The sequence below is a fragment of the Thermomonas sp. genome (assembly GCF_019104945.1).
Taxonomy (GTDB): domain Bacteria; phylum Pseudomonadota; class Gammaproteobacteria; order Xanthomonadales; family Xanthomonadaceae; genus Thermomonas.
On sequence record NZ_JAHRWW010000018.1, the window covers coordinates 1 to 25,498 of the forward strand.

Annotated in this window: 18 protein-coding genes, 2 tRNA genes and 1 other RNA gene; 7 read left to right on the top strand and 14 right to left on the bottom strand. The window is 55.9% G+C overall.

Translation table 11 applies throughout. The annotated features are described in order from the left end of the window. From KUL77_RS05165 to KUL77_RS05180, 4 genes are all read left to right on the top strand, one after another. The coding region (locus KUL77_RS05165) for an N-6 DNA methylase (RefSeq protein ID WP_297144238.1) at positions 1–812 on the top strand (812 nt) is incomplete at its 5' end. Between the two features lie 11 nt (positions 813–823). Further along, positions 824–2,053 carry an SH3 domain-containing protein gene (locus tag KUL77_RS05170; RefSeq protein ID WP_297144239.1) on the top strand — a complete coding sequence of 410 codons (1,230 nt, stop codon included), beginning with the start codon at positions 824–826 and terminating at the stop codon, positions 2,051–2,053. 227 nt (positions 2,054–2,280) lie between these two features. After that, positions 2,281–3,042, top strand: a complete 762-nt coding sequence (locus KUL77_RS05175) for a hypothetical protein (RefSeq protein ID WP_297144240.1) — start codon at positions 2,281–2,283, stop codon at positions 3,040–3,042. Continuing rightward, on the top strand, positions 2,984–8,611 hold the full coding sequence (locus tag KUL77_RS05180; RefSeq protein WP_297144241.1) for a tyrosine-type recombinase/integrase: 5,628 nt from the start codon (positions 2,984–2,986) through the stop codon (positions 8,609–8,611). Before KUL77_RS05175 ends, KUL77_RS05180 begins: the two co-directional genes overlap by 59 nt. Positions 8,612–8,634: 23 nt before the next feature. Here the strand turns inward: KUL77_RS05180 and KUL77_RS05185 are convergent, their stop codons facing one another. From KUL77_RS05185 to KUL77_RS05200, 4 genes are read right to left on the bottom strand one after another with little or no spacing between them, the layout of a single operon-like run. Continuing rightward, entirely contained in the window at positions 8,635–8,928 is a 294-nt protein-coding gene (locus tag KUL77_RS05185; RefSeq protein ID WP_297144242.1) for a hypothetical protein, read from the bottom strand. Positions 8,929–8,959: 31 nt separating this feature from the next. Continuing rightward, complete coding sequence (locus KUL77_RS05190) at positions 8,960–9,961, bottom strand: HD domain-containing protein (protein WP_297144243.1); 1,002 nt, start codon at positions 9,959–9,961, stop codon at positions 8,960–8,962. After that, positions 9,958–11,229 (bottom strand): DUF3596 domain-containing protein, encoded by a 1,272-nt coding sequence (locus KUL77_RS05195; protein WP_297144244.1) that lies wholly within the window; start codon positions 11,227–11,229, stop codon positions 9,958–9,960. The genes KUL77_RS05190 and KUL77_RS05195 overlap by 4 nt, the downstream gene beginning before the upstream one ends. Then, the gene (locus tag KUL77_RS05200) at positions 11,222–11,461 is read right to left on the bottom strand and encodes a hypothetical protein (protein ID WP_297144245.1); all 240 of its coding nucleotides are present in this window, start codon (positions 11,459–11,461) and stop codon (positions 11,222–11,224) included. Before KUL77_RS05200 ends, KUL77_RS05195 begins: the two co-directional genes overlap by 8 nt. A gap of 129 nt (positions 11,462–11,590) precedes the next feature. Here KUL77_RS05200 and KUL77_RS05205 point away from each other — a divergent pair, with 129 nt between their 5' ends. Together KUL77_RS05205 and KUL77_RS05210 are read left to right on the top strand one after the other, a co-directional pair. After that, positions 11,591–11,824 (top strand): helix-turn-helix transcriptional regulator, encoded by a 234-nt coding sequence (locus tag KUL77_RS05205; protein WP_297144246.1) that lies wholly within the window; start codon positions 11,591–11,593, stop codon positions 11,822–11,824. Positions 11,825–12,088: 264 nt separating this feature from the next. Further along, positions 12,089–12,165 (top strand) — tRNA-Met (locus tag KUL77_RS05210). A gap of 188 nt (positions 12,166–12,353) precedes the next feature. On the opposite strand, the gene KUL77_RS05215 is transcribed toward KUL77_RS05210, so the two are convergent. From KUL77_RS05215 to KUL77_RS05260, 10 genes are all read right to left on the bottom strand, one after another. Next, positions 12,354–13,502 (bottom strand): Fic family protein, encoded by a 1,149-nt coding sequence (locus tag KUL77_RS05215; RefSeq protein ID WP_297144247.1) that lies wholly within the window; start codon positions 13,500–13,502, stop codon positions 12,354–12,356. A gap of 237 nt (positions 13,503–13,739) precedes the next feature. Then, positions 13,740–14,093: a transfer-messenger RNA gene (gene ssrA / locus KUL77_RS05220) on the bottom strand. An 87-nt stretch (positions 14,094–14,180) separates the two neighbouring features. Beyond that, complete coding sequence (locus tag KUL77_RS05225; RefSeq protein WP_343231534.1) at positions 14,181–14,855, bottom strand: OmpA family protein; 675 nt, start codon at positions 14,853–14,855, stop codon at positions 14,181–14,183. Positions 14,856–14,940: 85 nt separating this feature from the next. Further along, positions 14,941–16,071: an alanine racemase gene (gene alr / locus KUL77_RS05230; RefSeq protein WP_297144248.1), complete on the bottom strand. Its 1,131-nt coding sequence runs from the start codon at positions 16,069–16,071 to the stop codon at positions 14,941–14,943. Between the two features lie 3 nt (positions 16,072–16,074). Next, positions 16,075–17,493 (bottom strand): replicative DNA helicase, encoded by a 1,419-nt coding sequence (locus tag KUL77_RS05235; protein ID WP_297144249.1) that lies wholly within the window; start codon positions 17,491–17,493, stop codon positions 16,075–16,077. A 152-nt stretch (positions 17,494–17,645) separates the two neighbouring features. Then, on the bottom strand, positions 17,646–19,547 hold the full coding sequence (cysN, locus tag KUL77_RS05240) for a sulfate adenylyltransferase subunit CysN (protein ID WP_297144250.1): 1,902 nt from the start codon (positions 19,545–19,547) through the stop codon (positions 17,646–17,648). After that, the gene (gene cysD, locus KUL77_RS05245; protein ID WP_297144265.1) at positions 19,547–20,452 is read right to left on the bottom strand and encodes a sulfate adenylyltransferase subunit CysD; all 906 of its coding nucleotides are present in this window, start codon (positions 20,450–20,452) and stop codon (positions 19,547–19,549) included. Before cysD ends, cysN begins: the two co-directional genes overlap by 1 nt. A 36-nt stretch (positions 20,453–20,488) precedes the next feature. Then, a complete protein-coding gene (locus tag KUL77_RS05250) occupies positions 20,489–22,114 on the bottom strand; it encodes an FMN-binding glutamate synthase family protein (RefSeq protein ID WP_297144251.1) in 1,626 nt (541 codons plus the stop codon). Positions 22,115–22,135: 21 nt separating this feature from the next. Beyond that, positions 22,136–22,222, bottom strand: a tRNA-Leu gene (locus tag KUL77_RS05255). A 63-nt stretch (positions 22,223–22,285) separates the two neighbouring features. Next, a complete protein-coding gene (locus tag KUL77_RS05260) occupies positions 22,286–23,059 on the bottom strand; it encodes an arylamine N-acetyltransferase (protein WP_297144252.1) in 774 nt (257 codons plus the stop codon). 69 nt (positions 23,060–23,128) lie between these two features. Here KUL77_RS05260 and KUL77_RS05265 point away from each other — a divergent pair, with 69 nt between their 5' ends. After that, positions 23,129–25,471 (top strand): Tex family protein, encoded by a 2,343-nt coding sequence (locus tag KUL77_RS05265; RefSeq protein WP_297144253.1) that lies wholly within the window; start codon positions 23,129–23,131, stop codon positions 25,469–25,471. The last annotated feature ends 27 nt before the right edge of the window (positions 25,472–25,498 follow it).

Genomic DNA, 25,498 nt, shown 5'->3' on the forward strand with positions numbered 1-25,498 from the left:
AGAAAAACATCACCACCTACAACTTGGCACGCATGAACATGCTGCTGCACGGGGTGAAGGATTCCGAGTTCGAGATTTACCACGGCGATACGCTGACCAACGAATGGGACAGCCTGCGCGAAATGAACCCGGCCAAGCAGCCAAGGTTTGATGCCGTGGTGGCCAACCCGCCGTTCAGCTACCGCTGGGAGCCGACTGAGGCGCTTGGCGAAGATATGCGCTTCAAGAATTACGGGCTGGCACCCAAGTCAGCCGCCGATTTCGCTTTCTTGCTGCACGGCTTCCACTATCTGAAGCCAGACGGCGTGATGGCCATCATCCTGCCGCACGGCGTGCTGTTCCGTGGTGGTGCGGAAGAGCGCATCCGCACCAAGCTGCTGAAGGATGGCCATATCGATACGGTGATTGGCCTACCCGCCAACCTGTTCTTCTCCACTGGTATTCCGGTGTGCATTCTGGTGCTGAAGAAATGCAAGAAGCCCGATGACGTGCTGTTCATCAATGCTGCCCAGCACTTCGAGAAAGGCAAGCGGCAAAACAGGCTGCTGCCGGAACACATCGACAAAATTCTCGACACCTATCAGCACCGCCGCGAGGAAGACCGCTATTCGATGCGCGTATCGATGGAGCGCATCGAGAAGGAAGGCTACAACCTGAACATCTCGCGTTACGTGAGCACGGCGGAGATCGAGGAGGAAATTGACCTCGGCGCGATGCATTCGGAACTGGTTTCGCTGGAGCAGAAGATCAATGCAGCCACCTCGCGGCACAACGAGTTCCTCAAGGAACTTGGCTTGCCATTGCTACCGTGATGGGTACCTCTGTGAACGCCAATAGTTACTTCTCCAGCATCACGAGTGAGATGGCGCGGATAGACGCCGAGCGCGCTTCTTGGCGGAAAGCACTGGCTCAAACCGACATCTTGACCCGGCAGATACGAGAGTTTTCGCAGATCAATTCGGCTTCGGAACAGATGGCCGAAGCGATAAAGGCGTTGCAGTCCCCTGCAATGACAATCGCGCAGCAGTACCAAGACCAGCTAACTGCATCTTCTTCAGCCATGCAAGCCATCAAGGCTTGGCAGGATGCCGAACGCGCCCAGAGTGAGCAAATGCGACGGATGCTCGATCCTCTGGATGCCATCCGTAAGGGATTTCTGGCAGACGACGCAACTCAGAAGCTCATCAAGGAATTGACAGCGGCCAGTTCAATCCAAGACCACATCAAGGAACTGGCAGATCAGACCTCTGGGATAGAGGCGGTGGCCAAAATGATTGCACGGCAGGCCGACGAGTCGCAGAAACAGCACCAGCGGCTACTCGATAGCGTGGCCGGTACCAGCGGCATCCAGCGCTACCTCAAAGAGTTTGAGGCCGTCAACAAGCAGTGGATGGTACCCAACGAAGTGTTGGGCATTGTCGGTTCGTTCAAGGACATTCAAGAGCAGCTTGGCCGGGTGGCTCTGCCAACCATCGACTGGGGATCTGCGGGCGCATTGGCACATCTGCTTGGACGCGATGGCATCCAAGAGCAGTTGACTCTGCTTGGCATCAGGCCAGATGGCACGATGCATATGCCTTCTGGGACACAGGAAAGAGGCATCTTCAGTCGCAAGCAGGCCGATGCCGTGACTCTTGTGAGCCTGCTACTGACAATTTTGATCTTCATCTATCAAGAGGCGTCGAATCAGCAAGACAAGGCCAAGGATGAAGCATTCCGGGCGCAGACGACGACCACATTGCAGGTTCAAGCCCAGCAGATTCAAAGCCTGACAGTCCTCATTGGACAGGCGCTGGCGCAAGCCGCTCATCAACCCGCGGAACGTTTTGTTGTACGTGAGCGCCCAGCAACGGTCAGGGCAGCGCCTGAACACGGAGCCTCCGTGGAGGGAAAGCTGCTGCCCAATGAAGTGGTGCGCTTTATCGACCGCAAGGGGCGCTGGGTCGAGGTTGAGTATTACCATTGGCTGCACGAAGAGTACCGCACCGGCTGGGTGTTAAAGCATTACTTGGAGCGAGTCCCCGCAAGCCATTCGAAGCACGATAAGGAATAGCGGCCAGTCTGCAAGACTTTTTGCACAAAGGCAGTGACAATAGCATTGTGCAACTGCGCAACGATATGGTTGATAGTGCAAGCAGTGGGGGGATTACCGTGGCCACAAACGTTTTCTCTAGCTCAAAGCCGATCCACTAGCCTCTAAGCTGGGCCACATTCCTACTCCACTTTCCAGCAATGCCCCCGCCAATCCCCACATATCTACTAGACGCACTCGCGCCGCAGATGAAGGCGGGGCGCAAGACGTTGCCGTGTGAGGTCCTGCGCAAGCTGCTATTGCAGCAGTCTGTTCACAGCTATAGCAAAGCCTCAATTGATGCTGCGCTTTTACTTGCTGCCACGTACCGCAAAGTCTTGCTTGGAGCAAAACAATGGCTGCCTGAAGGAGAGATAGGGCTACCGGCGCGGGCAAAGTGGCAACGTGCTTGCATCAACAATACGCAGCTCCTTTATCCTGCGGCATTTTGTTTTGCACCGCCGCATAAAGCGCTCGCCGGGCGCCCAAGTTTCGAGCTTTACGCATTTCTTCAAGCCATCCCAGAAGCATTTGTTGCACAACTTGTGGAATGGGCACCACCGATTGTGGCAATTGACCCGGTTTCAATTAAAAGCCCTACCCAAGGGATTACTGCAAACCGTCATGGTGCAAGCTCTGTGCCCGTCTTGGGCAATGTTCTATCGGCATTTCTTGCCAAGGAGGTGCTTCCCAAGACGTTAGTGCGCACGCGCGTCTTGAAAAAATACACCAAGGCGCGATTTGGCCTACATGATTTTGTGCAATTGGCCTTGCCAGCGATAGACGCCATCGCGTTGGAAAATTGCAAGCAAATCGTGTGCACTGCACCGGTTGCAAACGCGCTTTCACTGGGTGTACTTCTGACTGACTGGAGCTTAAGTAACGTCAAGCAAATACGAAGTCGATCTTCACATGAATCATTGGTTTCAAAGGCTACACGAAGCAGCACAGCAAGCAGCCGGTCTAAGTGAATACGCGCTGCTAGACGCGCTGTTTTTAATACGTGCGCCTTATCACCTCAAAGGCATTCAAGAATGCTGCCGACGGTTAGATGCTCTTGCCCGTAAGCATCCAGCGATGCTGGAAGAGCCCGCTGTTGTAGATATTGCCAAGCACTTTGCAACCTATCGGGAGATTGCAGCTCTCGAAGGGCTTGATGCACATTTTTCGCAAAATATTGCACCCAGTGAGTCGTCGATACGCACACCGCTTCGGCCTTACACAGGAGATAGCGGCATATGCGATTTGCTATTGCTTGATGTGGAAGACGATAACCCCATACAGCGCCAGCACTTTGAGCGCGTACTCGTCTGGTTTTTCTGGCAAGTAAGCCACCACCAAGCCTCACATCATAAGCGCCAGGACTACGCAAATTACCTTCATCAACGCGAAGATCAAAAACTGCGGCTCAATCAGGGCAGCAGCGTGCGGATATACAGCACGTTTAGCGCGCTATCGAAATTGGCGGATCCCTCCAATCAGGCACTAGCGCAACGTGTGGCTGCATTATTCGGCGAACCGAGCATTGCATCTTCCAAGCAACTTGCACGTCTACTCAAAGGCTTTCTATCCGAACGCGGAGGTCAGACCAAGCCCTTTCCGCTGCGTGATCAGCTGATTGAAAAAGAAACAATCCTTGCACTGAATCGAGCATTCCAAACACCTACCGGAACGCAGTTTGACCTACAAGACATCAAACGCCTTTTAAGCCTGATCTGGGGAAATAAAGAGACCCACACGCGTAGCGATGGCTATATATCCTCGTCTTACGGCAAAAAGCGGCTCGAACACATCCAAGCAAAGCGCTATAAAAGCGGCGTGTCGCTGGTCACGCAGCCGGTGGATGCAGAACATGAAGAGAAAGGCGCGCTCTCTGACATCTACCTTCAAGACCCAGATAAGGGGCAGACGCTAGGCCTAGAGCAAGAGGATGCAGAGACTGATGATGCTTTTGAACTTCCTGTCGAGCCAAGCTTTCAGATTTACCTAGGTACAGGTGACCCACTCGCAGCGTGGTATCAAGCTAAATCTGCAGCGCACCACATTGAGCTCAACAATGCGCAACTGGCATGGCCCAAACACCGCCTTTCCAATACGGCTGTAAATGCCGTGCTGGCACTTGTTACATCGCCGGCGAGTAACGATGCCGACACCAATTGGGCGCGCCTTGCCCTTGGCGTGAGCTTGATCACAGGTCGTGCAATCGGTCAGTTTGAGATCACGCTATCGGGCGAAAGCGATGCGGCCATTCAGATTGACCCAGATAGCCGCGTGGTGACGATTAAGACCGCAAAACCTGCTCTCAAAGACGAAGCGTTCAAGCAACAAGCGTCTCGTCACTATTTTGAAGAATGGGTCGATGCCCTGCAGCAACGCCTTCCGGAAACGTGGTCCCCTTTGTTAGCACGCATTCCATCTGAAGCCAGATGCCCACAGGCCAAAACGCTCCGCTCAACGGCACAGTCGCTCCTAGACACTCTCCCTACATATCTTGAGGTTTCCTTAAATGCCGTTGCACGACATATGCAGCTGCGCTTATTAGCGGTGAGCCATGACGACCTCGCATTTGCCAAACTCATTTCAGATGCAGAGCTGGCCAACGCAACCAATATGTTGCATTACGCCTCGTTTCGTAAACAGGATGTAGAACGCCTGTGGCGTGAAGCGGCGTATCCGATTGAACTTGAAGCGGTGGATGATGCCGCACACATCCATGCGCGCACCGGAGCGGCTCAGGGAGTCAGCCCATACTGGATCGAAAAGCGTATTACGACGCTGAAAGAAGCCTTTACAGCCGCAGTTCAGCGTCAGGACTGGATCAAAGCCTATAACGTCTCGTGCTTATACACCGCGCTGTGGATGGGTGTTGCAACAGCAGGGCGTGGCGTTTCGAACCCTGTTCCCAGTGTCATTACGTCGGAGGGCTGGGCCATCGTGCAAGACAAACGCCGCGCCGATGCATCGACCGACCGCTATGTGCCCTTGTCAGACGCGGTTTGTACGCAGCTGACAACCCATATGGCACTCACTGAGGCGCTGCGCTTTGTACATCCCGAGTTTGAACAGCTCAGTGCAGGTAACCCTCAGTGCGTGCCGCTCTTCTTTTTTGAAAAGGGAACAACGAGCGCCACGACATATCGTGTCAAACACCGCCGAGAGGCTGCTGAGATCAAAGATCTCGTGGGGAATTTTGGCCGCAAGTTGGTGCGGTCATGGCCCCATCAGCTTAAAGAAGCACCGCTTATTCCCGCACGCTTTAAGGATGCAGGCCTTGGCCATTGGACGCGTGGGCGACACGCATGGGCGCTGACATCAACGTTTCCGGTAAATCAGTTTCGAGAGCAATGGCTTGCGCTACAAGGTAAGTTAGAGCAAGACCTTGGGCTGTTGCCTCTGCATTTAGACGATTACTTGCCACCTCAGATTGTCAGATCGCAATCGATGCGCTTTACGCGAGCATTGTCAGTAGGTGATGCCGCAAACACGTATGTCTTAACGAAAGCAAAGCCCCATGCTCCACCGTCGATACCCAGTGAAGTGCTGGAAGCAGAACTGCGCGAGGCATCGGTTTATAAAACATACGAGGCCGTTTTTGAAGCCGAGCCACCCGAGCCGCAGGTGGCAAGAGAGCTTGTGTATTTGGCGTTAATGCGGCGGCAGATGCACAACCGGCCTGTCACCTTAGCCGTTACGCAGGCTTATTGCGATTTCATCCGGACAAAGACAGGAATCCCTATCTTTGCCACAGCCCCTCGCGCGCGCTTTCAACATAATTGGATGGTAGATCAACGGGCGTTCTACGCACTCGCCTATATTGAGCAAGATCTGCTCGGTGCAATCGAACGTGATTTGAGTCACTTGCCTGATCCCGATCCGGATGTACTTATCAGCATTGGACGGCTACTTGCAGCGCTTAGCTTGCGCGGCGGCGTTCTATCGTCAAGACATTTGGATAGCCTGCTTCTCCACTTGGGCAAACCTGTCCCGATCGAGGGCATTGGCGCTGCCAGAGTCATCGCGTTTAAAGTGCGTTCCGAGCGTACACGTGCTTCGATGCGCAGAACGCTATTTCTCACGCCGTATTTATCGTCTCTGCTCTTGTGTGAGGCAGTCCGTGTTCAGCCATGGTTACAAGCGGCTTACTTAGCGAGACTCGCCCAACCCAGCCTGCGTGCAAAGCTACGGGAGCGTGCGTTCCGGCGCTATCTCCGCTCATTAGGCGTATCCACCCAGCTCTCGCTAGCCCAGTGGCTGGCCGCATGTAGGCAGCGCTTGATGTTACACAGCACACCGTTACTGGCTGCCTATGCCAGTGGCGAACTGCAAACAGATGATCTCCCCATTACCGAATTGCGTCGTTTAGCCGGACTCAAGCCGGCCGCTGATGATGCGGGAGCAATTGGCATAGATGCAGATGCCCTTGTACGCAGCGAAGGCCAAGACGAAGACGAAGGGGAAGTAACGTTACCAAACGACTTAAGAAAACCAAACGTCAATTTTGTGCGGTTACTCTGCGGATTTCAATCATCGCTTGCATCTGAATGGGAAAGAAAAATCACCTTGGTCTTAAAGAAGCAGACTGCGCCGATCAAAGTGTTACTTTGCAATTTTGCACTGCACCTTGTGCAAACCTACGCCCCTGAATCAACGGCCGGACACACGTACCGAGGAGACTTTAAGCTCAAAAAGCGCGAGCAGAAAAACATCCAAAAGCACCTGCACGTTGTGTGGGCTGGGTTGCTGTTGTATGCGGAGCAAGCGCCTGACTGGAGTCTCATTAACGACACGGTATTGATACGACTTGCGGATTTAACTGAAAGCCTTTTCAAGGCGCGCCAACATCACGGTGCCTGGGCAAGATTCAATCATTTCTTGCAAAGTAAGGCATTGCACGGCCCGTTTGAAGTGGGGGCGATTTCATCAGCCAAGAGCTCTGTTGTCAGTGCCAAAATTTTATCGGGCCAAGAAGTGGATCGTTTGGTTGCGCTGATTCCTTATGCACAATCTGGTATCTACAACCCACAGACGCGTCAATTTGCAAAAAATCTGTTTCAAATCGCCTATGCAACGGGCGCACGGCGTGCAGAAGTACAAGGGCTAAGAAGTATCGACTTCGATGGCGATATGCTGCGTATCCGAACATATGAAGGGCGCACGCTTAAAACGGCCGCCTCCGAACGCGTTGTGCCGCTTGCCATGATTCCAAAGGCACACTTGCAAGCGCTATATGCGCAAGACCAAGTCAACAACGGCTCACTATTTGCACTCTCCAGTGATGATGCATTCTACGACAAGCTAGCAAAGGCGATGAAACTGGCGACGGGTGATCGTGATATTGGTCTTCACCACTTACGCCATACCAAGGCAAGCACGTTACTACTGCGCATGCTTGCAAATGTTGTTCCGCTTCACCTGCTTCAACACGAATTTCCTTGGCTAAGCAGTTCTCTTCCACCCGAACAAGAAGTTGAGCTATTGCTGGGCAAGGCCGGGCAAACGGGGCAATCCACCAAAGCGATAGCCGCGTTGCTGGGGCATCTGCATGAGACCACCACCATCAAGCACTACGTTCATACGTTGGGCATCGCATTACATGCACACTATCTAGGCGAATCGAACACCGATTTTGCCCTCGCTTTTCGTCGTCGCATGCGCGCAGCATCCACGCTTTACCGTCATCGAAAGGCCTATCAAGAAGAAGCACGGCCCGATTTTGAACAAGCTCAAAACTATCGCGACATACTTGAATCGATGTTCCTCAAGGCCGCCAGCACGGTGGGAGTAGCCCCTGACACACTGTTGCATATTGACCCAACGCCTCATGAGCTAGCTCTGGATACAGCGATTGTGACGCCAAGTTCAGCACCGGAGAACCCACAGGGCTGGTCGGTCACTTATTTTGAAAAGCTGCAAGCCTGTTTTTTGGGTGAACGCACCGACATGCCTGAAGATATCAACAGCATCTCGCAGCGCCTTCACGCAATTGCGGCTATTCCAACACGCAAGCGGCGCCCGAACGTGGCGTCAATGCATGTCGTGCCAGAAGGAAAGAAAACCCAATCCCAAAATGTGACCGAAGACAAACGGCACCACATGCCACTAAAAGGAAAAGACGGCACACCATTGCCAAAACTGCTGTTACCGGGCAAGCAGGTGGCCCATGCTGAAGCTGTTCTTGCATGGCTGGCGTGGATACACCAGCAAGATCCCAAATGTTTTACTTGGCTTATGCATGCATGGCGACACACTAGCAATGCACGCTCAGGGAAAATGCCGCTTAAATCCGGTCGGGACGTAGAGATGGCAGCGCAGCTGCATGCGTTGACGCACGTCTATCAGACGCAACATTCGCTCAAGCACGTCGATCACTTAGCCCCTCTGAACGAAGAGGCTTCTACCAACACACGCGAGCTTTTGATTTGGATTGAAGACATCCGGGGCAAGTCACCTGACGCCCAGCCAGCCCGAGGTGGGCGCAATGCTGGCGCGGTTCGCTGGGTGATGACGTGGGTGATGGCAATTGCAATGGTGAGCGAGTAGCTCTGGCAGTTGCAACGGCCGAACTAAACACTGGCTGCACAGTAGTCCCGCCAGCGCACCAACACCCGCGCTGCCTGTTCGGCGCGCGCTCTACGATTCAGTTCCAGCATATTTTCAACGGCAATCGTGTTCAAATAAGTGGCGATCGCTTGCTCTGATGCGTTGGTGCGCAATAGCTTGAAGACTGCATCGTGGTAAAGGTCGTATTCGTCGCGTGCATGAGGGAATTCCACAACATCAATCGGATCCCAAACGTAATACAGCACTTCACTAATAAGCTTGCGTAACGCCAAATCTTGTTGGCTGTAGGTGGCCATCACGGTTGTCCTCTCCCCATGCTCTTCCATATTAGAATCCGACTGCCGTTTTCCCAAACCCTTTTTGTTGCAGCCCTTGGTTGCGCTTGAAGGAGGAAGATGTTGGTTGGCTGGAATATGCGGGCAGCGTTTTGGCCAACAAATCCTCTAACCGTCGACCGTTGTTGAAGCCCGCACTCATGCGATCGGCAGCAGCCACCATATCAGCGGCAATAAACAGCGCATGGGAGCGGTCTGATGCTGGCTTGCTGAGGTATTCAAGAATATAGGACAGCCCAGCCGCCACCTCCGGCGCCCGCGGTTTTAGCCAAGCCAAATGCGGCTCAAGTAGGCGAAGCGTGTGCTGTTCATGGCTTCCAAGCTTGTAGTGTTCGGGGCGTGTTTGTGTTGATCCCACGACGCGAAGCTTGCCTAAGTCATGGAAGAAGGCCCCCATTTGGGTAATCGCTAATTCAAGTGGGCTAAGCCTGTCCTTCGCCAGCTGCGTCACAATCTGTAAGACATCCATGCTGTGCATCAGGTGGCCACCTGGCACGTTATGGTGGCTCTTCATACTGCTTTTGCACGTAGTAAGGTTGTGCGCAATCTGTGCGTCAAGTAGAACGCGGTTCATAAAGCGGCGTAACGGAGTTTGGCATGTGCCCTCAAGTGCGCCAAGCTCTTCTACCCAGTGCACCAGTGCTAACAACGCTTCTTGTGCCGCTGCAGGGCAATCGTGCTGTGCAAGTAGCATGGCGGCGTTTTGCACCTCGTTATGGTCCAAGGTGTGAATCCTGAGCACATCGGCAATCTTGCGATGGTTCAGCTCCCGCTCGCATAGCTGCACTTGTACGGCCACCGGATATTGATGTGGCAGCTGTTCCAGCAGACCAGTGCGTTCCCAAACGTAGGCTTTAATGCGCCCCTTGGCATCATCCAATGTCAGTTGCTTGTAGGGATCCCCCGCTTGTGTGAACCTAGATTCGATGTGACTCAGGGTGTATTGCCTGGTGTCTTGGGGAGCTGCTGTATTCAAGTCTGTCATCCGTGTCATGCCTGTACTCCATGGGGCTGCATCATGTGCGGTGCTTGTAAATCACGCTGGCGCAGTATCACAACTGGCGCCGAGTTGAGGTTGGCCGCTAGCAATCGATCCATCGCCGAACCATCTGTTCGGGTGACGTTAGGGACATAGCGCGAGTAAGTCTTAAACAGCATCTCAGTATTGGTATGCCCCAGCTGCCTTGCGACCCATTCGGGGTTCTCGCCTGCGGCAAGCCAAAGTGTGGCTGCGGTATGACGCGTTTGATAGGGGCGCCGTGCATCCAGTTGAAGGTAACGTAACAACGGGTACCACACGCGGTTGGTGAAGTTGTCGAGATCAATTGGCTCACCCGCCTGATTGCAGAACACAAATGGCGAGCGCGTCTCAATGCGCTGGCGCTGCGCTATAAGCGCTTCGTACACAGGTTGTGACATAGTGATGTCTCGCTGCGAGCCGTCGGTCTTGGTGTACTCCATTTGCCCACGCACGATGGCTTGACGTACTTGAATCACGCGGCGGTCGAAGTCCACATGCTTCCATTGCAGCCCATTGATCTCGCCGGTACGCATTCCCGTAAAAAAGCGCACAACAAGGTAGTTGCGATAGTCCTCGCGTACAGCCGCCAAGATGGCCTGCACTTCCACTAGCGAGAACGGCGCGATATCAATCTTTTGTTGTTTGAGCCGCTTAATGCGCAACGTAGGGTTGGGAAAATTGAACCGTTCAGCGGCCTCGCTGAGCACCTGCCCGTGAATGGCCATCACGCGATTTATTGTTTTTGCTGCAAGTGAAGCCTTGCCATTGCGTCCTGGCAGCTTAGCCAGTTGCGCACGAAAGCTCAGACACTCTGCCTTCGTAATTTGGCCTACAGGCACATGGCCAAACGCAGGAATCAAATGATGTTCCAAAGTGGAGCGCACGGTTGCAAGGTGCGAACGCCGCCAGAGTGGTTCGTTCTCCATGAGCCACACGTCGGCAAAGGCTTGATATGAAGGCGTGTCGCTTTGGGGCTGAACATCCTCTGGCTTGTTCACCGAAGTTGGCGTGCTCTCAGCGCCGTTTTGCGCCTCAAACTTCATTGCCAGCTTGCTGCCAGGAAAGAAGTCGGAATAGCGGAAGCTGCCTAACGCAATTGCTGCCTCGATCTTCTCCAGCACCTTCTGCATGCGTTTGCGGTTGGATGCGTTGTCGGGAAGAGAAGTCTGTTCGCGACAGCGTTCACCACAAAAGCGGAAGTCAAAAAACAGCTTTCCATCACGTTGACGAATATTACCCATGGCACACCCCGCCGTTGGCCATTGGGATCCCGGTAACCGACGGGCGATCTATTGCCGTCAGCATGTCTTGCTCAATCGCTTCCCAGATGTAGAGAATTTTGCGTCCGCCAAATGGGCGGAAGTAGTGTTTATTCTCAAGAAGCACTGAGTCCTTCAACCGTTCACGAATGGTTCGCGGGTCATATTTGATCCGATTGGACAGTTCTTCCGTAGTAAGGTACGTATGTGTCATCTACAGCTCCTTTGATATAAATTACACCGACATGAATCACTTTCGATTCAATTTATTTGTATCACATACGGTTTTTATTTCCAAAAAAGAAGAACTTTGAACCGCTTACGATTCAACAGGAATTCATAAATGATCCGATTTAAGCTTAAAGAGCAGATTGCAGAGCAGGAGTTCCGAGAGGGGCGCCGCATCACCCTGCTTGAGATCGCGGCGACAACCGGCATTGGGCGCATCACACTCTCACGCATGCTCAAGCCTGGTGCAGTGATGCGTAGCGACACCCTAGATGCGCTGTGCAAATACTTTCAGTGTCAGATTGAAGACTTAGCCGAATACGTCCCCGATGAGCTTGCTCGAAGTTAGCCAGCAAACTGATGTGACGAAAATGCCCGACGGTCATTTTTGTGAAGTTGAAATTTTTGCTGGGCACGAAATGGGCACCGTTTGGGCACGAAATGGGCACAGACCCTATTCATTGACGTAACAGCCGCCTTTGAAAACGCACTTCCTAGACAGCTTCAGGTAGCAGTTGTTCAATAGCATCCCCTCGAAACCCGCATAAAACAACGATTTTTGCCCTAGGGTATTGCGCTGCAGCAACAAGCTCTATACAATGCATGACTCTGCTGCGGGATGGAGCAGTCTGGCAGCTCGTCGGGCTCATAACCCGAAGGTCGTAGGTTCAAATCCTACTCCCGCTACCATATTCAGCAGTTAAAAAAGCGATCCTTCGGGTCGCTTTTTTTCTATACACCCGACACAGGCGCATAGAAAAAACCCAACCGAGAATGGTTGGGGCTTCGTTATTGGTGAAGGATGGTTGACCCTGCGGCGACTGGCCTCTCGAACTTGTAAGCACTGGAGCGGAGTGCTGCGGGCTTGCGGGTGTTTCTCACTGAGAGAGCAGTTCAACGTAGGCTTGGTAACTGTAACTCCGGTTTTTTTTCTGCCCGGTCATTTCCGTCACGATGCCCAACTCTTCCAGCACCTTGACCGCCGCCGTCGCCGTGGGGAAGCTGGTATCGAGATGCTGGCGAACGCGCTCGATGGTGAAGCGCGGCATCATTGGCAGCATCTCAAACAGCCGGTAGCTGGCCGGGCCTGCTTTGACCGATTGCAAAAGGCGCCTGCGATCTGTAGCCACCAGACTGGCGACCTCGATGATGTTTTTTTCAGCGTCGCCCGCAGCGGTGGCGACACCTTCCAGAAAGAAAATCACCCAGGATTCCCAGTCGCCCTCCGTGCGGATGACCGACAAGCGACGGTAATACTCAGCTTGGTGTTGTTTGAGGTAGCCGCTGAGGTACATCAAAGGCTCCGACAGCAGTCCCCAGTGTTCAAACAGTGCCGCGATCAGGAGGCGGCCAATGCGTCCGTTGCCGTCAAGAAACGGATGGATGGTTTCAAACTGCGCGTGGATGAGCGCCACCTTGACCATCGGTGGCAGATCCGTCGCTTCGTCGTGGATGAAGCGCTCCATGTCGGCCAGCAGTGTGGGAACGTGCTCCGGCGGCGGTGGGACGAAAACCGCATTGCCGGGCCGTGTGCCACCAATCCAGTTTTGCGACCGACGCAACTCCCCGGGTTGTTTTCCTGCGCCGCGAGCCCCATCCAGAAGGCGTCGATGCGCCTCGCACAACAGTCTCACGCTAATCGGCAGCCCATTCGGATCGCGCAGTTGCTCCTGCGTCCAGCGGAAAGCGCGCAGGTAGTTGGTGACTTCTTCCACGTCGTCGCTGTTGCTGACCTTGAAGCCAGCTTCCTCGTCGAACAGATCGGTCAGCGTGGCCTGCGTACCCTCGATCTGCGATGTGAGCAGGGCTTCCTTGCGGATGGCGCTGTACAAGAGCCAATCGACCGAAGGTACCAAGCCAGACACGCCCGCCAAACGTGCGAGCGCGAGCTCTGCCAGCCGATTGAGGTCAGTGAACACCTCGGGTGAGAGGGCTGGCTCAGCTGGCGGCAAGGTGTGGGGTACGAATGCGCGCACCGATTCGCCCAGTGTCGTGGAAATCGAATAGGTTCCGGTGGTGCGTGCCATTGAATGTCGTCTTTAGTAGAGCGCCACCAAATTAAAGCATTATTTAATTTTAATGACAACAATTAAAGATAACTTTCATTGGTCATAATGCATCACCAAACCCGACCTCCGCCCAGAAATGGTCGAAGTGAACAGCCCCGAGACTCTAAAGATCGAGAGAATAAAGCCGCCTCGATACTCAGGGCTGTTCAGGCGCGAATAAAAAACCCCAACCGAGAACGGTTGGGGTTTCATTATTGGTGGAGGTGGGCGGAATTGAACCGCCGTCCGAAGGCACTCCATGCCCGGCACTACATGCTTAGCTCGGTGTTTGATCTCGAATGTTGGCAACACACCGTGCGAAGCACACCAACACCCATACCCGCTAAGTTTCGAATCCGGTTGGCGGGTCGCCACCGGAACCTATCCTGTGATAATGACCCTACATCCACGAGCACAGGCACAAGTGGGTTCGGGGCTAGGCCTTAAGCGGCCAGAGCGTAGTTGTCGTCGTTGGCAACTATAAGTTTTGCAGCTGGTTTTACGAGGAAAGCTACCCCCTCGGCATGCGCCGTGCGATTTCGCAACCCCCGTCGAAGCCAGTACACCCCCGGGAAATCTGTGTCGTCGCCGACTTCTTTCAGTATAGAGACGTTTCTGGGGTTATCAAGGGGCGCTTGGCGCCCCTACCCGATCAGTTCAGGAGCGCAGCGGCAGCAAACGAATTTCCACGCGGCGGTTGAGCGAACGACCGTAGTCGGTGCTGTTGTCGGCCACCGGGAAGCGCTTACCAAGGCCTAGCACTTCAAACCGCTGCGACTGCACGCCCTGCGCTTGCAGATAGCTCGCCACCGACTGCGCACGACGCTCGGACACCAACTGGTTGGCCGCATCGCTGCCGATGCTATCGGTATGCCCGCTCACTTCAACGATGGTCTGGTTGTACTGACGCAACGTGCCTGCCACGGTGTTCAGTGCCGGGTAGAACTGCGGCTTGATATCGGTTTTATTGAAGTCAAACGTCACGCCGTCGGGCAGGTTGAGCTTGATCACGTCGCCGTCGCGGCTAACGTCGATACCCGTGCCTGCGGTGTCGCGACGCAGCTGGGCTTCTTGCTTGTCCTGATAGTTGCCCACCGCGCCACCGGCCAGTGCACCAATGCCCGCACCCACCATCGCGTGCTGGCGGCGTTCTACTGCGCTATCGCCAGTAAGCAAACCCGCTGCGGTGCCAATAGCCGCACCGATCAGCGCGCCACGCTTGGCACGGGCGTGGTCGTCCACATTCCCTTGTGCATCGTAAGTGGCACAGCCAGACACAAAGGCGGCCATGCACACGCCAAGAACAACGAACTTCAATGATGCAGTCTTCATGCAAACTTCCTATTTACGCGATGAGGGTCACGTTTTGAGGTTAGCCAATGCTGGATGGCCTGAATATGAACGGCGGCGCTAGCGTTTAGCGCCGGTTGAGATATTCGCGCGGAATGCGCTCGTTCAGACGCGTGAGCAGCTCGTAGGCGATCGTATCGGAGCGCTGCGCCACGTCTTCGATACTGATGCGTTGACCGCCCTGCTCGCCTATCAACACCACATCATCGCCGTTATAAGCGGTGCCGTCTGCGCCAAGATCCACCATGAATTGGTCCATACACACGCGCCCCACGATGGGGTGGCGCTGGCCGCGAATGAGCACATCCCCTTTGTTTGAAAGTGCGCGTGGATAGCCGTCGCCGTAACCAATGGGGATGGTGACCACGCGGGTGTCGTGCGTGGGCGTCCAGGTTGCGCCGTAGCTCACCGAGTGTCCGGCGCGCACCACTTTGAAATACACCACTTGCGAAAGCAGCGACAACGCGGGGCGCACCGCTACCGTGGCCTGCGCGGCGGGGTCTGGCAAGATGCCATAGAACAAGATGCCGGGCCGAACCATGTCCAGCCAAGTATCGGGGAAGTGCAGCACGCCGCCCGAATTAGCCAAATGGCGAATAGGCATGGGCGCGCCCAGCCGGGTGAAATGCGCGCAGGCTTCGTGAAAACACTCTAGCTGCAGTGCAGTCATGGGCGAAGACGGATCATCGGCGCAGGCAAGATGCGAATAGATGCCTTTGATCTCGCACCATTGCGACGTGATCGCCGCTTCGATCATCGACCCGCAGGAATAACTATGCACACCGATACGCTCCATGCCGGTGTCAATCTTGAGGTGGATTACCGCTTTGCGTCCCAGCGCCTGCGCAGCCTCTTCCACCTTACGCAGCTTATCGAGCGAAGACACGGTAATTTCAAGGTTGTGCTCAATCAGCTGCGCGGCTTGTCTGCCCAGGATACCGCCCAGCACTAGGATGGGTGTCGTGATCCCTGCTTGCCGCAGCGTGATGCCCTCTTCGACAAAGGCCACACCGATCTGCTGCACGCCCTGCCGCTGCATATGCTGCGCCACCGGCACAAGGCCGTGGCCGTAGGCATTAGCTTTCAGAATAGCCATGACCGGCACACCCACACGCTGGTGGATCGCGTTGAAGTTATCCGTCAGCGCGTCTAAATCCACCACGATGCGGGTGGGCCGCTGCTGCAGGGCGTCGTTCATGGCTTACTCAAAGCTGCCGGTGGTGTCGTAGGCAAGATTATCGAAACGCGTGTATTCGCCAAAGAATTTCAGTTTGAAGCTGCCGGTGGGGCCGTTACGGTGCTTGCCGATAATAATCTCGGCGAGGCCTTTGTCCGGCGAGTTTTCTTTGTTGTAGTACTCGTCGCGGTAAATGAAGATGATCATGTCTGCGTCTTGTTCGATCGCGCCGGATTCGCGTAAGTCGGCCATCACCGGGCGTTTGTCGGTGCGCGATTCCAACGAACGGTTGAGCTGCGACAGTGCAATCACCGGCACATTCAATTCTTTCGCAAGCCCTTTTAGCGAGCGGCTGATTTCCGAAATTTCGGTGGCGCGGTTTTCGTTATTACCCGGCACCGCCATCAGTTGTAGATAGTCGATCACGATCAGGCCAAGGTCGTGTTCGCGTTTCAGACGGCGCGCCTTGGCACGCAGCACTTCTGGCGACAGGCCGGGCGTGTCGTCGATAAAGACTTTGACTCCGTTCATTTGCCCAATGGCGCCCTGTACGCGGCTCCAATCGTCGTCTTCCAGATCGCCGGTACGTAGGCGCGAAGCGTTGACACGGCCCAGCGATGAGATCAAACGCAGGGCCAGCTGCGAGGCCGACATTTCCATCGAAAACACCGCTACGGCTTTCTTCGATTTCAGTGCGCCGTATTCGGCGATATTCAGTGCGAACGTGGTTTTACCCATCGCGGGACGCGCAGCCAAGATGATGAGATCGGTGGGCTGCAGGCCCGCGGTCATTTGATCGAATTCGTTATAACCGGTGGGCAGGCCGGTCACCCCGCTGCCGTTTTCGGCGCGTTTTTGTAGTACGTCGAAGGCTTCGGTAAGTGCGCGTTTGATCGGGGTGAAGTCTTGCTTGCCGCGTGAATGACTTTCGGCAATGGCGAATACTTCTTGCTCGGCCTTGGCCAGAAGTTCTAATGAGTCACGCCCCTCCGGCTGAAAGCCATCGTTGACAATCGCCGTGCCCACGTCAATCAGGCGGCGCTGCACCGCTTTGTCGCGCACGATATCGGCATAAGCCTTGATATTGGCGGCGCTGGGGGTACTGGAGGCCAGTTCCACCAAATAAGCACCACCCGCAACGATTTCAGACTGGCCTTGTGAAGCAAACCACTCACCCACCGTCACCGCGTCGCAGGGGCGGCTTTTTTCCACCAGCTCGCGAATGGCACGGTAGATCAGTTGGTGATCGCGGCGGTAGAAGTCTTCTTCATTGAGCTGATCGGCCACGCGATCGAACGCTTCTTGCGTCAGCATCAGCCCGCCCAGCACCGATTGCTCGGCCTCGATCGACTGCGGCGGCACGCGCAGCTGGTCGATGCGTTGGTCGTTGCGGGTTTGAAAGCTGGCGTCGGAACGCTGGCCGGGTCGGGCATTCTTGGGCAAATCAGGGCTCCACACCGACCCGTTATCAGGGGCCGGTGGTTAGTGTTTGAAGCCGTCTATCCTAGTGCGCATTGGGCCGAAGGTGTTGCAGACAAGTCTCGGGATATCCTGTGGATAACCCTCCGCATAGCGGCACCTAAGCCTGTGTTGGCTTATAAGCCGAAGTCGTGCACATCTAGCCCCAATGCTGTCAGCACTTGGTCGGCCAGCCCAGCGGGGTCGGCCTGTGCGGTGCGCAGATGCAGCTCGGGGTGCTCCGGTGCTTCGTAGGGCGAATCGATACCGGTAAAGTTGCGTAGTTCGCCCTTGCGCGCCTTGGCGTATAGCCCCTTGACGTCGCGGCGCTCGGCCTCCGCTAGGCTGGTGTCCACATAAATTTCAAGAAATTCACCCGGATCAAACAGCTCGCGTGCCAACTCACGCTCGGCGCGGAATGGGCTGATGAAGCTCACCAACACAATCAACCCGGCATCTGTCATCAGCTTGGCCACTTCGGCCACGCGGCGGATATTTTCCACGCGGTCTTCGTCGGTAAAGCCGAGGTCTTTATTCAGCCCGTGGCGCACGTTGTCACCATCAAGCACATAGGTGTGCTTGCCTAGCACCTGCAGCTTCTTCTCCAAGACATTGGCAATGGTGGATTTGCCCGCGCCCGAAAGCCCTGTAAACCACAGGCAGCGCGGCCTTTGGTATTTGATCGCGGCGCGCGCGCGCTTATCTACATCGAGATGTTGCCAGTGGATATTCCCGGCGCGGCGCAGGGCAAATTCCAGCGTGCCCGCAGCGACGGTGGCATTGGTTTGCCGATCGATCAAGATGAAGCCGCCCAGTGCGCGGCTTTCCGCGTAACTTGAGAACGGCACCGGTTGATCAAGATGCAGGTTGCAAAAACCCACTTCGTTCAAGGTGAGGTTCTTGGCCGCCAGCTGCTCTTGGGTATTGACGTCCACCTTATGCTTGATCTCGGTCACCGACGCACCCACGGTGCGGGTACCGATTTTGAGAAGGTAGGGCCGCCCCGGCAGCAAGTGCTCATCGCCCATCCACAAAAGATGCGCGGCGAATTGGTCAGCCACTTCCAAAGGCTGTTCGGAAGAGACGATGACATCGCCACGGCTGGCGTCGATTTCATCGACCAAGGTTACGGTGATGGCCTGCCCTTCGCTGGCCTCTGCGAGGTCGCCGTCTGCGGTCACAAGGCGGGCGATCTGCGAGCGCTGCCCGGAAGGCAACACCACAACGGTATCGCCTGGGCGTGCTTGCCCGGCCACCACAGTGCCTGCAAAACCGCGAAAATCTTGGTTGGGGCGGCACACCCACTGCACCGGCAAGCGGAATGCGGTGGCCGTGTCGTGATGGTCGGCGGGAACGGTTTCTAACCACTCCAGCAGCGCGGGGCCGGTGTACCACGGAGTATGCGGCGAGCGCTCGATCATATTGTCGCCGCGCAGCGCCGATAGCGGCACGCAGTGTACGTGCTCAATTCCCAGATGCGCCGCCAGTTCGCGATATTGCGCAGCAATACCGTCAAAAACGGCCTGATCAAAATCGACCAGATCCATTTTATTGACCGCCAGTACCACGCGGTTGATCCCTAACAGTTTGACGATATAGCTATGCCTGCGGGTTTGCGTGAGCAGGCCTTTGCGCGCATCCACCAGCACCACGGCGACGTCGGCAGTGGACGCACCGGTGGCCATATTGCGGGTGTATTGCTCATGACCGGGGCAATCGGCAACGATGAATTTGCGCCGGTCGGTGCCGAAGAAACGGTAGGCCACGTCGATGGTGATGCCTTGCTCGCGCTCAGCGGCGAGACCATCCACCAGCAGCGCGAAGTCGATTTCACCATTTTGCGTGCCGTGCTTGAGGCTATCGGCTTCAAGCGCGCTCACTTGGTCGTCGAGCAGCAATTTGGTGTCGTGCAGCAGGCGGCCAATCAGCGTGCTTTTACCATCGTCCACGCTGCCGCAGGTGATAAAGCGCAACAGGCCTTTGGTTTCGTGCTGCTGCAGGTAGGCGCTTACATGCGCCTCGGCGGTATTGGTTAGCATCAGAAATAACCCTCCTGCTTTTTCTTCTCCATCGAAGCAGAAGGATCCTGGTCGATCACCCGCCCCTGCCGTTCTGATGTGGTGCTCACCAGCATTTCAGCAATAATTTTTTCCAAGGTATCGGCTTCGGATTCAATCGCGCCGGTAAGCGGATAGCAGCCCAAGGTGCGGAAGCGCACGCGCTGCATTTTTGGCGTTTCGCCCGGATGCAGCGGCAGGCGATCGTCGTCCACCATAATTAGTGCACCATCGCGTTCCACCACCGGGCGTTCTTTGGCGAAATACAGCGAAGGCACTTCGATTTTTTCGCGGAAGATATACAGCCAAATATCCAGCTCGGTCCAGTTGGAGAGCGGGAATGCGCGCACCGATTCCCCCTTGTGGATGCGGGCGTTATACAGGTTCCACAGCTCAGGGCGCTGGTTCTTCGGGTCCCAGCGGTGTTGTTCGTTGCGGAAGCTGAAGATGCGCTCTTTTGCGCGCGATTTTTCTTCATCGCGACGCGCACCGCCAATGGCGGCATCAAACCCATACTTATCAAGCGCCTGCTTCAGCGCTTGGGTTTTCATCACATCGGTATGCACCGTTGCGCCATGGGAGATCGGGCCAATGCCCTGCGCAATACCGTCGGGGTTGCTGTACACGTGCAGAGTCACGCCGGTTTCCTGAGCACGGCGATCACGAAACCCGATCATTTCGTGAAACTTCCACGTGGTGTCCACATGCAGCAGCGGAATGGGCGGGCGCGCGGGATAAAACGCTTTCAGCAGCAGATGCAGCAGCACCGAGCTGTCTTTGCCAACGGAATACAGCAGCACGGGGTTGCGGAACTCCGCCGCCACTTCGCGCAAGATATGGATGCTTTCGGCTTCAAGCCGATCGAGATGAGACAGGGCGACGTTCAAGACTGCGAGCACATAAAAATGATGCTGCACAGGCTATCAGATCGACTTGCTGCTCCGTAGCTTTGCAACATGCGAAGGTGGAATAAAGGCATCACTGCGTGCCTCATGCCAAAACTCGCGGAAGACCGCATGTTCGGGCATATGTCCCTGTAGCAGGCTACCGGGCTTGATTTGGCGGTACAGCGTGGCCAGTGACCGGATCTCGGTGCCTGAGACGCGGCGCAGAATGTGCTCGGGCCCCAGCTCGTCTGGATGCGAAAGCCCAGCCGCACACAGTAGATCGCGCAATGCACGCAGGGTGTTGTCGTGAAACTCAAACACCCGCGTGGTTTTATCGGGCACGTCCAAATGCTTCCAGCGTTTTGGGTCTTGCGTGGCAATGCCGGTGGGGCAACGGTTGGTATGGCAGCTCAGCGACTGGATGCAGCCCAACGCAAACATGAAACCGCGCGCAGCGTTACACCAGTCCGCACCTAGTGCCAGCGTGCGTGCAATATCAAACGCGCTCACCACCTTGCCGGCCGCGCCAATTTTGATGCGGTCGCGCAGCCCCAAGCCCACCAGCGTGTTGTGCACTAGCATTAGGCCTTCGTGCATTGGCACGCCTACGTGATCCACAAACTCCGCCGGTGCCGCCCCAGTGCCGCCCTCGCCCCCATCAACTACGATGAAATCCGGCAAGAGGTTGCTTTCTTGCATGGCCTTGGCAATACCAAACCATTCCCACGGGTGGCCAATAGCCAGTTTGAAGCCGGTGGGTTTGCCACCCGACACTTCACGCAAATGCGCAACAAACTGCAGCAGCTCCAACGGCGTGGAAAATGCCGAATGGCGGGCGGGGGATACGCAATCTTGCCCCATTGGTACGTCGCGCGTGGCCGCGATTTCTGCCGAAAGCTTCGCCGCTGGCAGCACCCCACCATGCCCAGGCTTAGCCCCTTGCGAGAGCTTCACTTCGATCATTTTGACCTGAGGGTCTTTGGCCTGCTCAGCAAAGCGCTGCTCGTTAAACGTGCCATCGTGATTGCGGCAGCCAAAATAACCCGAGCCTAATTCCCACACCAAGTCGCCACCGGCCTCGCGGTGATAGGGGGAGATCGAACCTTCGCCAGTGTCGTGATAGAAGCCACCGCGCTTAGCGCCACCATTAAGCGCACGGATAGCCGCCGCCGACAGCGCACCAAAGCTCATTGCTGAAATATTGAACACGCTGGCCGAATACGGCTGTTTGCAGTGTTCGCCGATCACAATACGAAAGTCGTGATCGCCAACTTCCGTAGGCGCAAGCGAATGGTTGATCCATTCGTAATCGTTTCGATAAACATCGCGCAGCGTGCCGAACGGACGCACGTCGTTGACGTGTTTCGCACGCTGATACACCAAGGCGCGCTGGTCGCGCGAGAATGGCGCCTTGTCGGTATCGGCCTGAATGAAATACTGGCGAATTTCCGGGCCGATGGTTTCAAGCCCGTAGCGAAAATGCGCCAGTAGCGGGTAATTGCGCCGCAGCGTACTTTTGTGCTGAAGCAAATCAGCGGTGCCCAGCAACATCAGGCCACCAAAAATAGCCACCAGCCACCACGCATGCGGGTGCCAAAAAACAAGAAGCAGTGATGCCGCCGTCAACAGAATGCTGGCGTAGTACGCGGAGTACCTAGACATAACCCCCCTTCTGTCTGGAAGTGGTGCCCGGAGCCGGAATCGAACCGGCACGGTGTTTCCACCGAGGGATTTTAAGTCCCTTGCGTCTACCTATTTCGCCATCCGGGCAGCGGCGTAAGCTTACGCGATCTTGGGTGCTTTCGTCATGTAAAAATTTGCACTGCTTCTAGGTTATAGCGGCCACGGAAGCCCGAAGCGCTCTTGCAGGATGCTGGGCAGCATGTCGTCGCTGATGATGGTAAGCGTTACCTCACCTTGCTGATTACGCCGCCGCAGCTCATTTCCTAATAACGCTAAACGCCCGCCGTTTGGCAACGCACGCGCCAGCACGCGCTGCTGCATAAAGCTGGAATCTGGATGGGTACTGGTGTACCAACTGGCCACTTTGCAATCGGGCGGCAGCATCGGCTCGCCGGTAAATTCATACACGTCCACCCATTGTTCGTTTTGCCACGCTTGGTGAAACCAGCGGCCCTGCTCGTATTGTAGGCGGCGTTTTTCGTGCGGGGTGTCCTGTTCGATATCGGCCTGCCATAAAATCGCACCCGTCAGCGACAGCCCACCGATGCCCACATCGGTGAGCCAAGTTTGCCCATCCAGCTCAACTGCGATAAACAAATGCGTGCGCACGGGAATTTCGCTGCGATCTTTGGCGCGCAGGCGCACCCGCGCCGCTAAAGGCCTGGCGTGATAGCCAAGCTGTTGCAGCACCTGTAAAAACAGGCCGTTTTGCTCGAAACAATAGCCACCACGGCGTGCGTTCACGAGTTTTTCAAAAACCGCATCCAACTCCAAACGGATGGGGCGCTTGAGCAGCACGTCCAAGTTTTCGAACGGGATCGCCGACGTATGCGCCTGTGTAAGCGCGTGCAAAAGCGCGGCATTCGGCTGCAGCGGCCCGTCATAGCCAATACGGGCAAGATAACGGATAAGGTCGATACTCATCTGTCAAGCTTACACAAGACGCTCGCTGCGGCGACAATGGGGGCTCTTGTTGTAACTATTTACCCCCGCATGACCGAACTCTCCACCGCGCTTGCGCGCAAAATTGCCCACACCATCGCTACGGAAATTGCGGCGCAGCCCGCGCAGGTGCAGGCCGCTGTCGCACTGCTCGACGAAGGCGCCACCGTGCCCTTCATCGCCCGCTACCGTAAAGAAGTCACCGGCGGCCTAGATGACACGCAACTGCGTAATCTTGAAGTTCGCCTGACGTATCTGCGCGAGATGGAAGACCGTCGCGCCAGCATTCTTTCTAGCATTGCCGAGCAAGGAAAACTCACCGACGAACTGCGCGCTGACATTGAAGCGGCCGATAGCAAATCGCGCCTTGAAGACCTGTATCTTCCCTATAAGCAGAAGCGCCGCACCCGTGCGCAAATTGCGCGTGAAGCTGGGCTTGAGCCACTGGCAGATGGCTTATTAGGCAATCCCAGCCTCGTTCCCGAGGAGTTTGCAGCAGGCTTTGTGGATGCAGAAAAGGGCGTCGCCGACGCGAAAGCGGCGCTGGAAGGCGCGCGCGCTATTTTGATCGAGCGTTGGGGTGAAGACGCGGCGCTACTTGGCGAATTGCGCGACTGGTTGCACCAAAACGGCCTAATCCACGCCAAGGTGGTGGAAGGCAAAGAAACGGCGGGCGAAAAATACCGCGACTACTTCGACCACGCCGAAGCCATTTCCAAAATTCCTTCGCACCGGATGCTGGCCCTGCTGCGCGGCCGCCGCGAGGAGTTTTTACAACTTGAACTAGACCCCGGTGCCGACGTGGAAGCGGGCCATCTGTATGCCGAAGGCCGCATCGCCAAACAGGCAGGGATTGATGTGCAGGGCCGCGCGGCCGATGCATGGCTGCGTAACGCCTGCCGCCTCGCATGGCGCGCGAAAATTCATCTGCACCTGCTGCTGGATCTTTTCAACCAAGCACGCGAGCAGGCCGAAGCCGAGGCGATTGCGGTCTTTGGCGATAACCTCAAAGACCTGCTACTGGCCGCTCCCGCAGGCCCGAAGGCAGTGCTGGGGCTGGACCCCGGCCTGCGTACCGGCGTGAAGGTGGCCGTAGTCGATGCCACTGGCAAGCTGGTAGCCACCGACACGATCTATCCACACGAGCCCAAGCGGCAGTGGGATCAATCGCTAATTGCACTCAAAAAACTGTGCGCCGCCCACGGCGTGCAACTGATCGCCATCGGCAACGGCACCGCCTCGCGTGAAACCGACAAGCTCGCAGGCGATCTACTGAAGTTCCTGCCCGAACAAAAAATGCAAAAGATCGTGGTCAGCGAAGCCGGTGCCTCGGTATATTCGGCTTCGGAGCTGGCCGCGAAAGAGTTTCCCAATCTCGACGTATCGCTACGCGGCGCAGTTTCCATTGCACGCCGCCTGCAAGACCCGCTGGCCGAACTTGTCAAAATTGATCCCAAGGCGATTGGCGTGGGCCAGTATCAACACGATGTGGATCAGTATCGTTTGGCCAAGGCGCTCGATTCCAAGGTGGAAGACTGCGTGAACGCGGTGGGCGTTGATGTAAACACGGCGTCTAGTGCATTGCTGGCGCGGGTGTCCGGGCTTTCAACTACGGTGGCCGAAAACATCGTGGCGCACCGCGATGCTAACGGCGCGTTCAAGTCGCGCAAGGCGCTGCTGAAGGTACCGCGCCTAGGTGACAAAACGTTTGAACAATGCGCAGGGTTCTTGCGCATCATGGACGGCGAGCAGGCGCTGGACGCCTCTTCCGTTCACCCTGAAGCCTACCCTGTGGTGGAGCGCATTTTGGCGGCCGGCGGCAAACAGGTGAAGCAAATCATTGGCGACGCCAGCTTTCTTCGTTCGATCAAGCCAGAGCAGTTTACCGACGAAAAATTCGGCGTTCCCACCATTCGCGATATTTTGAAAGAACTCGAAAAACCCGGCCGCGACCCTCGCCCTGAATTCAAAGCGGCGCAGTTTGCCGAGGGTGTTGAAGACATCAAAGATCTTCGCCCCGGTATGGTGCTAGAAGGCGTGGTTAGCAACGTCGCTGCATTTGGGGCGTTTGTGGATATTGGCGTGCATCAAGACGGGTTGATCCACATTTCTGCACTGTCCGACCGCTACGTTAAAGACCCGCGCGAGGTGGTCAAAGCGGGCGATATCGTGAAGGTGAAGGTGCTAGAAGTGGACGTGGCGCGCAAGCGTATTGCCCTTACCCGCCGCATGGATGACCCCATCGGTGATAGCCGCGATTTACCCGATCAACGTAGCAGTGCGCCCGCTGGACGCGGCCAACGCCCTGCCCCACGTGCTCCGCAGCAGATGCAGCAAAAAGCGCCGTTTAATAGCGCCATGGCCGATGCGTTAAAAGGGTTGAAGCGCAGTTAACGCGCCCATTAAAAAAGCCCGCAGCAC

What these genes read in the sequence shown, in the direction of transcription:
- KUL77_RS05175 (WP_297144240.1), top strand. Translation starts at nt 2,281, where the DNA reads ATGAAGGCGGGGCGCAAGACGTTGCCGTGTGAGGTCCTGCGCAAGCTG.
- KUL77_RS05180 (WP_297144241.1), top strand. Translation starts at nt 2,984, where the DNA reads ATGAATCATTGGTTTCAAAGGCTACACGAAGCAGCACAGCAAGCAGCC.
- KUL77_RS05185 (WP_297144242.1), bottom strand. Translation starts at nt 8,928, where the DNA reads ATGGCCACCTACAGCCAACAAGATTTGGCGTTACGCAAGCTTATTAGT.
- KUL77_RS05190 (WP_297144243.1), bottom strand. Translation starts at nt 9,961, where the DNA reads ATGACACGGATGACAGACTTGAATACAGCAGCTCCCCAAGACACCAGG.
- KUL77_RS05195 (WP_297144244.1), bottom strand. Translation starts at nt 11,229, where the DNA reads ATGGGTAATATTCGTCAACGTGATGGAAAGCTGTTTTTTGACTTCCGC.
- KUL77_RS05200 (WP_297144245.1), bottom strand. Translation starts at nt 11,461, where the DNA reads ATGACACATACGTACCTTACTACGGAAGAACTGTCCAATCGGATCAAA.
- KUL77_RS05205 (WP_297144246.1), top strand. Translation starts at nt 11,591, where the DNA reads ATGATCCGATTTAAGCTTAAAGAGCAGATTGCAGAGCAGGAGTTCCGA.
- KUL77_RS05215 (WP_297144247.1), bottom strand. Translation starts at nt 13,502, where the DNA reads ATGGCACGCACCACCGGAACCTATTCGATTTCCACGACACTGGGCGAA.
- KUL77_RS05225 (WP_343231534.1), bottom strand. Translation starts at nt 14,855, where the DNA reads ATGAAGACTGCATCATTGAAGTTCGTTGTTCTTGGCGTGTGCATGGCC.
- alr (WP_297144248.1), bottom strand. Translation starts at nt 16,071, where the DNA reads ATGAACGACGCCCTGCAGCAGCGGCCCACCCGCATCGTGGTGGATTTA.
- cysN (WP_297144250.1), bottom strand. Translation starts at nt 19,547, where the DNA reads ATGCTAACCAATACCGCCGAGGCGCATGTAAGCGCCTACCTGCAGCAG.
- KUL77_RS05250 (WP_297144251.1), bottom strand. Translation starts at nt 22,114, where the DNA reads ATGTCTAGGTACTCCGCGTACTACGCCAGCATTCTGTTGACGGCGGCA.
- KUL77_RS05260 (WP_297144252.1), bottom strand. Translation starts at nt 23,059, where the DNA reads ATGAGTATCGACCTTATCCGTTATCTTGCCCGTATTGGCTATGACGGG.
- KUL77_RS05265 (WP_297144253.1), top strand. Translation starts at nt 23,129, where the DNA reads ATGACCGAACTCTCCACCGCGCTTGCGCGCAAAATTGCCCACACCATC.